General features: G+C 57.6%; 6 protein-coding genes. 1 reads left to right on the top strand and 5 read right to left on the bottom strand.

Annotated elements, in window-relative coordinates; all coding sequences use genetic code 11:
- Window positions 1-165 precede the first annotated feature (165 nt).
- The 5 genes from acnB to pdhR form a co-directional block, all read right to left on the bottom strand.
- Complete coding sequence (gene acnB, locus M6G53_RS24165) at window positions 166-2,763, bottom strand: bifunctional aconitate hydratase 2/2-methylisocitrate dehydratase (RefSeq protein WP_033635927.1); 2,598 nt, start codon at window positions 2,761-2,763, stop codon at window positions 166-168.
- A gap of 515 nt (window positions 2,764-3,278) precedes the next feature.
- Entirely contained in the window at window positions 3,279-4,703 is a 1,425-nt protein-coding gene (gene lpdA / locus M6G53_RS24170; protein WP_033644926.1) for a dihydrolipoyl dehydrogenase, read from the bottom strand.
- Window positions 4,704-4,936: 233 nt separating this feature from the next.
- Window positions 4,937-6,820, bottom strand: a complete 1,884-nt coding sequence (gene aceF, locus M6G53_RS24175; RefSeq protein ID WP_253335048.1) for a pyruvate dehydrogenase complex dihydrolipoyllysine-residue acetyltransferase — start codon at window positions 6,818-6,820, stop codon at window positions 4,937-4,939.
- Between the two features lie 13 nt (window positions 6,821-6,833).
- Window positions 6,834-9,497: a pyruvate dehydrogenase (acetyl-transferring), homodimeric type gene (gene aceE, locus M6G53_RS24180; protein WP_253335055.1), complete on the bottom strand. Its 2,664-nt coding sequence runs from the start codon at window positions 9,495-9,497 to the stop codon at window positions 6,834-6,836.
- A 165-nt stretch (window positions 9,498-9,662) separates the two neighbouring features.
- Complete coding sequence (pdhR, locus tag M6G53_RS24185; protein WP_004937490.1) at window positions 9,663-10,427, bottom strand: pyruvate dehydrogenase complex transcriptional repressor PdhR; 765 nt, start codon at window positions 10,425-10,427, stop codon at window positions 9,663-9,665.
- A 631-nt stretch (window positions 10,428-11,058) separates the two neighbouring features.
- Between pdhR and M6G53_RS24190 the strand changes: the two genes are divergently transcribed.
- Complete coding sequence (locus M6G53_RS24190) at window positions 11,059-12,435, top strand: amino acid permease (protein ID WP_253335057.1); 1,377 nt, start codon at window positions 11,059-11,061, stop codon at window positions 12,433-12,435.
- Window positions 12,436-12,600: the final 165 nt, after the last annotated feature.

Raw genomic sequence — 12,600 nt, forward strand, 5'->3', positions numbered from 1 at the left:
TGTGCAGTATTGGATAAAAACATAGCTATCTCCCGCCGATAATTTTCATATCAGATCGGGAACAGGTGAAAAGATTCAAAAAAATCCCCAGACAACTGACCTGGGGATTTGTGTAGAAGAGACAGCCCCTAAGGGCCCCATTGTTTGATTGACCGCTGACTCAAGTCAAACTGCGGTCTGGAAGATCACGCCGTCGGCTTTTTCGGTGTACTGCCCCAGCTGGTCAAAGTTCAGGTAGCGGTAGGTATCCGCCGCCGTCTTGTCGACCTGCGCCATATAAGTCTGGTACTCGTCCGGCGTCGGCAGGCGGCCCAACAGGGACGCAACCGCAGCCAGTTCGGCAGACGCCAGATAGACGTTGGCACCGGTGCCCAGACGGTTCGGGAAGTTACGGGTCGAGGTGGAGACCACCGTCGCACCGTCCGCCACGCGCGCCTGATTGCCCATGCACAGCGAGCAGCCCGGGATCTCGATGCGCGCACCGCTCTTGCCGAACACGCTGTAGTAGCCTTCTTCGGTCAGCTGAGCCGCGTCCATCTTGGTTGGCGGCGCCACCCACAGACGGGTCGGCAGCTGGCCCTTGTGCTGATCCAGCAGCTTGCCGGCCGCGCGGAAGTGGCCGATGTTGGTCATGCAAGAACCGATGAACACTTCATCGATTTTGCTGTTGGCCACGTCGGACAGCAGACGCGCATCGTCAGGATCGTTCGGCGCACACAGGATCGGCTCTTTGATCTCGTTCAGATCGATGTCGATCACCGCCGCGTATTCCGCATCCGCATCGCCTTCCAGCAGCTGCGGATCCGCCAGCCATTTTTCCATGCCCTGAATACGGCGCTCCAGCGTACGACGATCGCCGTAGCCTTCGGAGATCATCCACTTCAGCAGCACGATGTTGGAGTTCAGATACTCTTCGATCGGTGCCTTGTCCAGTTTGATGGTACAACCGGCGGCGGAACGTTCGGCGGACGCATCGGTCAGCTCAAACGCCTGCTCGACCTTCAGATCCGGCAGGCCTTCGATCTCCAGAATGCGGCCGGAGAAGATGTTTTTCTTGCCCTTCTTCTCGACGGTCAGCAAGCCTTGCTGGATCGCGTAGTAAGGGATGGCGTGCACCAGATCGCGCAGGGTGATGCCCGGCTGCATTTTGCCTTTGAAGCGCACCAGCACCGACTCAGGCATATCCAGCGGCATCACGCCGGTCGCGGCGGCAAACGCCACCAGGCCGGAACCTGCCGGGAAGGAGATGCCGATCGGGAAGCGGGTGTGGGAATCGCCGCCGGTGCCGACGGTGTCAGGCAGCAGCATGCGGTTCAGCCAGGAGTGGATCACGCCGTCGCCCGGACGCAGCGAGACGCCGCCGCGGTTCATGATGAAGTCTGGCAGCGTGTGGTGCGTGGTCACGTCGACCGGTTTCGGGTACGCGGCAGTGTGACAGAACGACTGCATCACCAGATCGGCGGAGAAGCCGAGGCAGGCCAGATCTTTCAGCTCATCGCGGGTCATCGGGCCGGTGGTGTCCTGAGAACCGACGGAGGTCATCTTCGGTTCGCAGTACTCGCCCGGGCGAATGCCAGCGACGCCGCAGGCGCGGCCGACCATTTTTTGCGCCAGCGAGAAGCCTTTGCTGCTGGCGGCAACCGGTTTGGCGATGCGGAACACGTCGCTGTGCGGCAGACCCAGCGCTTCGCGCGCCTTGGTGGTCAGGCCGCGGCCGATGATCAGCGGGATACGGCCGCCGGCGCGCACTTCATCCAGCAGCACGTCGGTTTTCAGCTCGAAGTTGGCGATCAGCGCGCCGGTCTCGTGGTTGCGCACTTCACCTTTGTACGGGTAAACGTCGATCACGTCGCCCATGTTCAGCTCGGACACGTCCACTTCGATCGGCAAGGCGCCGGCATCTTCCATGGTGTTGAAGAAGATAGGCGCAATCTTGCCGCCCAGCACCACGCCACCGCCGCGCTTGTTCGGCACGTGCGGGATGTCGTCGCCCATAAACCACAGCACGGAGTTGGTGGCGGATTTACGGGAAGAACCGGTGCCGACCACGTCGCCGACGTAGGCCAGCGGGAAGCCTTTCTTGTTCAGCAGCTCGATCTGTTTGATCGGGCCGACGCTGCCCGGCTGATCCGGCACGATGCCTTCACGTTCGTTTTTCAGCATCGCCAGCGCGTGCAGCGGGATATCCGGGCGCGACCAGGCGTCCGGTGCCGGAGAAAGGTCATCGGTGTTGGTTTCGCCGGTGACTTTGAATACGGTGACAGTGATCTTTTCCGCCAATTCAGGGCGCGACAGATACCATTCGGCGTCGGCCCACGACTGCATGATCTGCTTGGCGTGCGGGTTACCGGCCTTGGCCTTCTCTTCCACGTCGTAGAAGTTGTCGAACATCAGCAGCGTGTGGGACAGCGCTTTCGCGGCGATGGGCGCCAGCGTTTCGTTGTCCAGCGCTTCGATCAGCGGGTGAATGTTATAGCCGCCCTGCATGGTGCCTAACAGTTCAATGGCTTTCTCGGGGGTAACCAGGGGGGATGTCGCTTCGCCTTTGGCGATGGCCGCCAGGAAACCTGCTTTGACGTAGGCGGCTTCGTCGACGCCCGGTGGAACACGGTTAATCAGCAGGTCTAACAGGAATTCTTCTTCGCCTTTTGGCGGATTCTTCAGTAGTTCGACCAGCGCGGCCATTTGGGTGGCGTCTAGCGGCTTAGGGGCGATGCCCTCAGCAGCACGCTCGGCTACGTGCTTACGGTATTCTTCTAGCACGACGTTCTCCTCGCTCTCATTGTCATTTATTGTGCCTGGCGTATATGCAAACCGGGTTTATACCCTTGGGGTTTCACTCTGTGGCTAGGCGATCGGCCCGTAAAGGCCCCGAAACGGTGATTGGGGCAAACAAGCACGGTCAAACAGCGTTACAGCATGAAAGACTGATGGGTAGAGCGCACGGCGATATAGATGCCATCTATCCTGACGGGGCACTGCTGTCGATGTCCTGGACTGTAAGGTACAGTGCCCGGTTCCGCTCAGCCAGCATATCAGGATTTGAAACGGTTGTTAATTCGTTCACATAAAAGCAACATTAAATCTTTGCTGAATCGTTGAGCGCAGCGTAATCGGCTGCCGGACTAGCAGGGCATTATATCCATATAATTAGAATGGATATAAGCAGGGGGATCGGAATTTGGCGCAGCGGCCACAAAAATACCGCTTTCTGAGTTTGAGCAAAAAAAAACGGCCCCTTTTCAGGAGCCGCTGGTTAACCGGTCAAGCCAGCAGAATTACTTCTTCTTGGCTTTCGGGTTAGGCAGATCGGTGATGCTGCCTTCGTAGATTTCCGCCGCCAGGCCCACGGATTCGTGCAGGGTCGGGTGAGCGTGGATGGTCAGCGCGATGTCTTCCGCGTCGCAGCCCATCTCGATAGCCAGACCGATTTCACCCAGCAGTTCGCCGCCGTTGGTGCCGACAATCGCGCCACCGATGATGCGGTGAGTTTCTTTGTCGAAGATCAGTTTGGTCATGCCGTCTGCACAGTCGGAAGCGATCGCACGGCCGGAAGCCGCCCACGGGAAGGTGGAGGTTTCGTAGCTGATGCCTTTCTCTTTCGCTTCTTTCTCGGTCAGACCCACCCATGCCACTTCCGGCTCGGTGTAAGCGATAGATGGGATCACTTTCGGATCGAAGTAGTGCTTCATGCCGGCGATAACTTCCGCGGCAACGTGCCCTTCGTGCACGCCTTTGTGCGCCAGCATCGGCTGACCGACGATGTCGCCGATAGCGAAGATGTGCGGCACGTTGGTGCGCAGCTGTTTGTCGACGTTGATGAAGCCACGCTCGTCAACTTCAACACCGGCTTTGCCGGCATCCAGCAGTTTGCCGTTCGGCACGCGGCCGATCGCCACCAGCACCGCGTCGTAACGCTGTGGTTCTGCCGGTGCTTTTTTACCTTCCATCGTGACGTAGATGCCGTCTTCTTTGGCTTCTACCGCGGTCACTTTGGTTTCCAGCATCAGGTTGAACTGCTTGCTGATACGCTTGGTGAAGACTTTCACCACGTCTTTATCTGCCGCCGGGATAACCTGATCGAACATTTCAACGACGTCGATCTGTGAACCCAGCGCATGGTATACGGTGCCCATTTCCAGGCCGATGATGCCGCCGCCCATAACCAGCAGACGCTCTGGGACGGTTTTCAACGCCAGTGCATCGGTAGAATCCCACACGCGTGGATCTTCATGAGGAATGAATGGCAGTTGGATCGGACGAGAACCTGCAGCGATGATGGCGTTGTCGAAGTTGATGGTGGTTGGGCCGTTTTCGCCTTCCACAACCAGGGTGTTAGCGCCGGTGAACTTGCCCAGGCCGTTGACCACTTTCACTTTACGGCCTTTCGCCATGCCAGCCAGACCGCCGGTCAGCTGAGTGATGACTTTTTCTTTCCAGACGCGCACTTTGTCGATGTCGGTTTTCGGCTCGCCGAAAACGATGCCGTGTTCGGCCAGCGCTTTGGCTTCTTCGATCACTTTGGCAACGTGCAGCAGTGCTTTGGAAGGGATACATCCCACGTTCAGGCAAACCCCGCCCAGAGTGGAATAACGTTCAACCAGAACGGTTTCAAGACCTAAGTCAGCGCAACGAAAGGCTGCAGAGTAACCTGCCGGGCCCGCCCCAAGTACCACGACCTGAGTTTTAATTTCAGTACTCATCATGACCTCTTAATTGATTGTCCGGCGGGTCAGACGTCATTTTTATTGCTAATCGATCTCATAACGCCCTTCATCCACCGGGACGCTTACACCGCGAGCAGTTTACAGAATTGTTAATAGTCTGCAAAGCGTGTTCGAGTGACCCGTGTCTCAACAATTTTGTCGAGTTATGCAAAATCCGACAAAACTGCTACAGAATCGTCAGGGGCGCAGCATGCTGCGCCCCTTTTGCATTACATCACCAGACGGCGAATGTCGGACAACATGTTGTTGATGATGGTGATGAAGCGCGCACCATCGGCACCGTCGATAACGCGGTGGTCGAAGGACAGCGACATCGGCATCATCAGGCGCGGCATGAACTCTTTACCGTTCCAGACCGGCTCCATCGCAGACTTGGAGACGCCCAGGATAGCCACTTCCGGCGCGTTGACGATCGGCGCGAAGTGGGTCGTCCCGATGCCGCCCAGGCTGGAGATGGTGAAGCAGCCACCCTGCATCTCGCCCGCGGTCAGCTTGCCGTCGCGCGCTTTCTTGGAGATGGCCATCAGCTCGCGAGACAGCTCGGTGATGCTCTTCTTGTTCACGTCCTTGAACACCGGAACCACCAGGCCGTTCGGGGTATCTACCGCCACGCCGATGTTGATGTATTTCTTCAGCGTCAGCTTCTGGCCGTCTTCGGACAGCGAGCTGTTGAAGCGCGGCATCTGCTCCAGAGCGGCAGCAACGGCTTTCATGATGAACACGACAGGCGTGAACTTCACGTCCAGCTTGCGCTTGGCCGCTTCGTCGTTCTGCTGTTTGCGGAACGCTTCCAGATCGGTGATGTCGGTTTTGTCGAAGTGAGTCACGTGCGGGATCATCACCCAGTTGCGGCTCAGGTTCGCGCCAGAGATCTTCTGGATGCGGCCCATTTCCACTTCTTCGATCTCGCCGAACTTGCTGAAGTCCACTTTCGGCCATGGCAGCATGCCTGGCAGACCGCCGCCGGCAGCAGCCGGAGCCGCTTCAGCGCGTTTCACCGCGTCTTTCACGTAAGTCTGAACGTCTTCGCGCAGGATGCGGCCTTTACGACCGGTGCCTTTCACTTTCGCCAGGTTAACGCCGAATTCACGCGCCAGACGACGAATGACCGGGGTCGCGTGCACGTATGCCGCGTTCTCGGCGAACTCGCCTTTGTCGTCAGCTTTCGCAGCCGGAGCGGCGGCTTTAGCGGCGGCCGGTGCCGGCGCAGCGTCCGCTTTGGCGGCTGGAGCGGCGGCAGCGGCAGGCGCAGCGCCTTCCACTTCGAACACCATGATCAGGGAGCCGGTTTTCACTTTGTCGCCGGTCGCGATCTTGATCTCTTTCACGGTACCTGCGAACGGTGCAGGCACTTCCATGGAGGCCTTGTCGCCTTCCACGGTGATCAGAGACTGCTCGGCGGCAACCTTGTCGCCCACCTTAACCATCACTTCGGTCACTTCAACTTCGTCGCCGCCGATATCCGGCACCGCGACGTCTTTGGCCGCAGAGGCCGCAGGTGCTGCAGCGGCGGCAGGAGCTTGCGCCGCAGCCGGGGCCGCAGCGGAAGCGGCGCCGGCCACTTCGAACACCATGATCAGGGAACCGGTTTTCACTTTGTCGCCGGTCGCGATCTTGATCTCTTTCACGGTGCCCGCGAACGGCGCAGGAACTTCCATGGAAGCCTTGTCGCCTTCCACGGTGATCAGGGACTGCTCGGCTTCCACCTTGTCGCCCACTTTCACCAGGATCTCGGTCACTTCGACTTCGTCGGCGCCGATGTCCGGCACGGCAACGTCTTTGGCCGCAGCGGCGGCCGGGGCAGCTGCTGCTGCTGCCGGTTTTTCTTCCGCTTTCGCCGCCGGTGCAGCTTCCGCTGCGCCTGCCGCTTCGAAGATCATGATCAGTTTGCCGGTTTCGGTTTTATCGCCGACCGCCACTTTGATCTCTTTCACCACGCCCGCCTGCGGGGAAGGCACTTCCATGGAAGCCTTGTCGCCTTCCACGGTGATCAGCGATTGTTCCGCTTCAACTTTATCGCCGACCTTCACCAGAATCTCGGTGATTTCGACTTCATCTGCACCGATGTCCGGTACGTTGATTTCGATAGACATTATTCAGTACCTCTTAGGCCAGACGCGGGTTAACTTTTTCTGGGTTGATGTTGAATTTCTTGATTGCATCAGCAACCACAGAAGCTTCGATCTCACCGCGTTTAGCCAGTTCACCCAGAGCAGCAACCACCACGTAGGATGCATCGACTTCGAAGTGGTGACGCAGGTTTTCGCGGCTGTCCGAACGACCGAAGCCGTCGGTGCCCAGTACGCGATAATCGCTGGCCGGCACATAAGTACGAACCTGCTCGGCGAACAGTTTCATGTAGTCGGTAGAAGCTACCGCCGGCGCGTCGTTCATCACCTGAGCGATGTAAGGCACGCGTGGCGCTTCGGTTGGGTGCAGCATGTTCCAGCGCTCGCAATCCTGGCCGTCGCGCGCCAGTTCGGTGAACGAGGTCACGCTGTAGGTGTCGGAACCCACGCCGTAGTCCTTCGCCAGGATCTGCGCAGCTTCGCGCACGTGGCGCAGGATGGCGCCGGAGCCCAGCAGCTGTACCTTGCCTTTGCTGCCTTCCAGCGTTTCCAGCTTGTAGATACCCTTGCGGATACCTTCTTCCGCACCCTGCGGCATCGCAGGCATGTGGTAGTTTTCGTTCAGCGTGGTCAGGTAGTAGTACACGTTTTCCGGGTTGTCGCCATACATGCGCACCAGACCGTCGTGCATGATAACCGCCACTTCGTACGCGTAAGCCGGATCGTAAGAGATGCAGTTAGGGATGGTCAGAGACTGAATGTGGCTGTGACCATCTTCGTGCTGCAGGCCTTCGCCGTTCAGGGTAGTACGGCCCGAAGTCCCGCCGATCAGGAAGCCGCGCGCCTGTTGGTCGCCCGCTGCCCAGCACAGGTCGCCGATACGTTGGAAACCGAACATCGAGTAGTAGATGTAGAACGGAATCATCGGCAGATCGTTGGTGCTGTAGGACGTCGCTGCGGCCAGCCAGGAAGAGGCTGCGCCCAGTTCGTTGATGCCTTCCTGCAGGATTTGGCCTTTCTCGTCTTCTTTGTAGTAAGCCACCTGCTCACGGTCCTGCGGGGTGTACTGCTGGCCGTTCGGGCTGTAGATACCGATCTGACGGAACAGACCTTCCATACCGAAGGTACGCGCTTCGTCGGCGATGATTGGCACCAGGCGATCTTTGATCGACTTGTTCTTCAGCATCACGTTCAGGGCACGCACGAAGGCGATAGTGGTGGAGATCTCTTTGTTCTGCTCTTCCAGCAGCGAGCTGAAATCTTCCAGCGCCGGCATTTCCAGCTTCTGGGTGAACTCCGGCAGACGGGTCGGCACGTAGCCTTTCAGCGCCTGGCGACGTTCGTGCAGGTATTTGTACTCTTCGGACTCTTTCTCGAAGGTGATGTACGGCAGTTTTTCGATGTCAGCATCGGCAACCGGCACGTTGAAACGATCGCGGAAGTGGTGAACCCCTTCCATGTTCATTTTCTTCACCTGGTGAGCGATGTTTTTACCTTCCGCGGTTTCACCCATGCCGTAACCTTTGATGGTATGGGCCAGGATAACGGTCGGTTTGCCTTTGGTGTCCTGCGCTTTTTTCAGTGCAGCGAAGATTTTCTTCGGATCGTGACCACCACGGTTCAGCGCCCAGATTTCGTCGTCGGTCATGTCTTTGACCAGCGCCGCGGTTTCCGGGTAACGGCCGAAGAAGTGCTCGCGCACGTAAGCGCCGTCTTTGGATTTGAAGGTCTGGTAGTCGCCGTCCAGGGTCTCGTTCATCAACTGAACCAGTTTACCGCTGGTGTCTTTACGCAGCAGTTCGTCCCAACGGCCGCCCCAGATCACTTTCAGCACCTGCCAGCCTGCGCCGGAGAAGATGCCTTCCAGTTCGTTGATGATCTTGCCGTTGCCGGTGACCGGGCCGTCCAGACGCTGCAGGTTGCAGTTGATGACGAACACCAGGTTGTCCAGCTTCTCGCGGGTCGCGATGGTGATGGCGCCTTTGGATTCCGGCTCATCCATCTCGCCGTCGCCCAGGAAGGCGTAAACGGTCTGCTCAGAGGTGTCTTTCAGGCCGCGGTGCTCCAGGTATTTCAGGAACTTCGCCTGATAGATGGCGCTGATTGGGCCCAGGCCCATGGACACGGTCGGGAACTGCCAGAATTCCGGCATCAACTTAGGATGCGGATAAGAGGACAGGCCGTTGCCGTGCACTTCCTGACGGAAGTTGTTCATTTGTTCTTCGGTCAGGCGGCCTTCAAGGAAGGCACGCGCGTAAACGCCCGGAGAGATGTGGCCCTGGAAGTACACCAGGTCGCCGCCGTCTTTCTCGTTGCGTGCGCGGAAGAAGTGGTTAAAGCAGACTTCATAGAAGGTCGCGGAAGACTGGAAGGAAGCCATGTGGCCGCCCAGCTCCAGATCTTTTTTGGATGCGCGCAGAACGGTCATGACCGCGTTCCAGCGGATCGCTGAGCGAATGCGGCGTTCCAGATCCAGGTTGCCTGGGTAGGCCGGTTCGTCTTCTACCGCGATGGTGTTGACGTAGTTGTGCGCTGCAGCACCGGCCGCAACGTTAACGCCGCCTTTGCGGGCTTCTCCCAATACCTGATCAATCAGAAACTGAGCTCGCTCAACACCCTCTTCACGGATGACCGATTCGATCGCCTGCAGCCAGTCGCGGGTTTCGATCGGATCCACGTCATTGTTTAAACGTTCTGACATGGTGGTATTCCTTATCTGTCTAATGGTTTGTTTGGAGCCTGTCTTCCTGTGCTCTGTGCAAAAACACACGAAGACAGGCCCATCAGTTTAGTTGCCGCTTAAGTACTTAACTAAGTACCTCGAACTTAACCCCCGCAGGCTGGTGTACCCTGAAGAGGACAGCTCTTAATCCTTGCGTTGCTGGAGACGCCGTAGCGATCTCTCGCGCCGAGTATGCTCCCGGCTGAGATCCAGCAAGATTTCCTCGATAAACGCCAAGTGGCGATGCGAGGCTTCACGGGCCTTTTCCGGCTCGCGTGCCACAATCGCCTCAAAAATTCCGGCGCGGTGGCTGCTCACTTTTGCCAACATCTCACGGCGCGAGTAGAGCAATTCAAAGTTCTGACGCACGTTCTGTTCCAGCATCGGCCCCATGCAGCGTAGCAGGTGAAGTAACACAACGTTGTGGGCAGCTTCGGTTACGGCGATTTGATACTGCATGACCGCATCGGCTTCGGCGTCGAGATCGCCGCTGTCTTGAGCCTGTTGAATCACGATGTGGCAGTCGCGGATGCGCGCCAGATCTTCATCGGTGCCGCGCAGCGCGGCGTAATAGGCAGCAATGCCTTCCAGCGCGTGACGGGTTTCCAGCAGATCGAACTGTGATTCGGGATGGTCGGCCAGCAGCTCGGCCAGCGGATCGCTGAAGCTCTGCCACAGATTAGTTTGCACGAAGGTGCCGCCGCCCTGACGGCGCAGGAGCAGCCCTTTCGCTTCCAGGCGCTGAATGGCCTCTCTCAGAGAAGGACGGGAGACATCAAATTGTTTCGCCAGCTCGCGCTCCGGAGGCAGTTTTTCGCCTGGGCGCAGTGTCCCCTCGAGGATCAGGTATTCGAGCTGTTGCTCGATAACATCTGACAACTTGGGTTGGCGGATTTTGCTGTAGGCCATGAGTGAATTCTTCTCTGCGAATGGCGCGGAGTCAATTGGTAATACCAATTTCAAAAACGTGACGGTAAAGTAACAAAGTATTCACCTCCTGTCCATACGGGCCTTGATCGAAATCAGGTTACCCGCACATTTTAACACCCCGCTGAAAACCCTGCTGCAAACCGGTAACGCCGTGATGGTATTACCATTTACGCGTCAGGTTATGGATTTAACTTTTACCAAACCTTACGCAAGGAAACGTGCAAACTTTTTGCCCGAGTTTCATTGCATGGTTATGACGCTTTAATGAATGGCTATTTGGCGAGCAGTGCAACGGTGATTCGTTCATTATTTGCACGCACCCCACCGCCCGGATCTACGTTATTTTTGCGCATTATGTGATTTGTTGCTTATTTCATGCACTGAATCCCCCCCGCCGTCACACAACCCGCATTTTGTTTCCTAAACTGCTGAAATCTTAATCACTCACACGACAAAGCAGGTGCAAACTGACGCGCATAACATTATTCTCTGCCAAACGGTAGCGGCACCGTGGAATTAATAGCTATAACGCCGTAAATAAAACAAAACACACATCGTAACCACTGCTTTACAGGCATGTGGTCATTCGCAACGACAGAGGGTTAGATTGATGGATGGTCAACAGCATGGTGACCAGCTGAAACGCGGCCTGAAAAACCGCCATATTCAGCTCATCGCCTTAGGTGGCGCAATCGGCACCGGATTATTTCTCGGTATCGCTCAAACAATAAAAATGGCCGGCCCGTCAGTGCTTCTCGGTTATGCCATCGGCGGCTTCATCGCGTTTCTGATCATGCGCCAGCTGGGGGAAATGGTGGTGGAAGAGCCGGTCGCCGGTTCCTTCAGCCACTTCGCCTACAAATACTGGGGCAACTTCGCCGGCTTCGCTTCCGGCTGGAACTACTGGGTGCTGTATGTCCTGGTGGCGATGGCGGAGCTGACTGCGGTCGGCATTTACGTGCAGTACTGGTGGCCGGAGATCCCCACCTGGGTTTCTGCCGCGGTGTTCTTCCTGGCGATCAACGCCATCAACCTGGCCAACGTCAAAGTTTACGGCGAGATGGAGTTCTGGTTCGCCATCATCAAGGTGGTGGCGATTATCGGCATGATCGTGTTCGGCGCCTACCTGCTGTTCAGCGGCCTGGGCGGCCCGGAAGCCACCGTCACCAACCTGTGGGCGCAGGGCGGGTTCTTCCCGAACGGTGTCATGGGCCTGGTGATGGCGATGGCGGTGATCATGTTCTCCTTCGGCGGCCTCGAGCTGGTCGGCATCACCGCCGCCGAAGCCGACAATCCGCAAAAGAGCATTCCGAAAGCCACCAATCAGGTGATCTACCGCATCCTGATCTTCTATATCGGTTCGCTGGCCATTCTGCTGTCGCTGTACCCGTGGGGCAAAGTGGTCGAAGGCGGCAGCCCGTTCGTGCTGATCTTCCACGCGCTGAACAGCAACCTGGTGGCGACCGTGCTGAACATCGTGGTGCTCACCGCCGCACTGTCGGTGTACAACAGCTGCGTCTACTGCAACAGCCGCATGCTGTACGGCCTGGCGCAGCAGGGCAACGGCCCGAAAAGCCTGCTGAAGGTCGACGGCCGCGGCGTGCCGGTGGTGGCCATCGGCATTTCCGCCCTCGCCACCGCGCTGTGCGTGCTGATTAACTACCTGATCCCGGGCCGCGCCTTCGAACTGCTGATGGCGTTGGTGGTCTCGGCGCTGGTGATCAACTGGGCGATGATCAGCCTGGCGCACCTGAAGTTCCGCGCCGCCAAAAACCGCGAAGGCGTGGTGCCGAAGTTCAAGGCGTTCTGGTACCCGTTCAGCAACTACCTGTGCCTGCTGTTCATGGCCGGTATCCTGGTGATCATGTACCTGACGCCGGGCATTCAAATCTCGGTGCTGCTGATCCCGGTGTGGGTGGCGATCCTGGCGGTCGGTTACGCCATCAAACAACGTAGCCAACGCGTCGACGGCGTCACTAGCCGTTGAACCCCGTGACCGCGCAATAAATAAAATGGCCCGCATCTGCCTGTCTCTTCTACACAAATCCCCAGGTCAGTTGTCTGGGGATTTTTTTGAATCTTTTCACCTGTTCCCGATCTGATATGAAAATTATCGGCGGGAGATAGCTATGTTTTTATCCAATACTGCACA

The organism is Serratia nevei (genome assembly GCF_024160145.1).
GTDB classification, from domain to species: domain Bacteria; phylum Pseudomonadota; class Gammaproteobacteria; order Enterobacterales; family Enterobacteriaceae; genus Serratia; species Serratia nevei_A.

What these genes read in the sequence shown, in the direction of transcription:
- lpdA (WP_033644926.1), bottom strand. Translation starts at nt 4,703, where the DNA reads ATGAGTACTGAAATTAAAACTCAGGTCGTGGTACTTGGGGCGGGCCCG.
- aceF (WP_253335048.1), bottom strand. Translation starts at nt 6,820, where the DNA reads ATGTCTATCGAAATCAACGTACCGGACATCGGTGCAGATGAAGTCGAA.
- aceE (WP_253335055.1), bottom strand. Translation starts at nt 9,497, where the DNA reads ATGTCAGAACGTTTAAACAATGACGTGGATCCGATCGAAACCCGCGAC.
- pdhR (WP_004937490.1), bottom strand. Translation starts at nt 10,427, where the DNA reads ATGGCCTACAGCAAAATCCGCCAACCCAAGTTGTCAGATGTTATCGAG.
- M6G53_RS24190 (WP_253335057.1), top strand. Translation starts at nt 11,059, where the DNA reads ATGGATGGTCAACAGCATGGTGACCAGCTGAAACGCGGCCTGAAAAAC.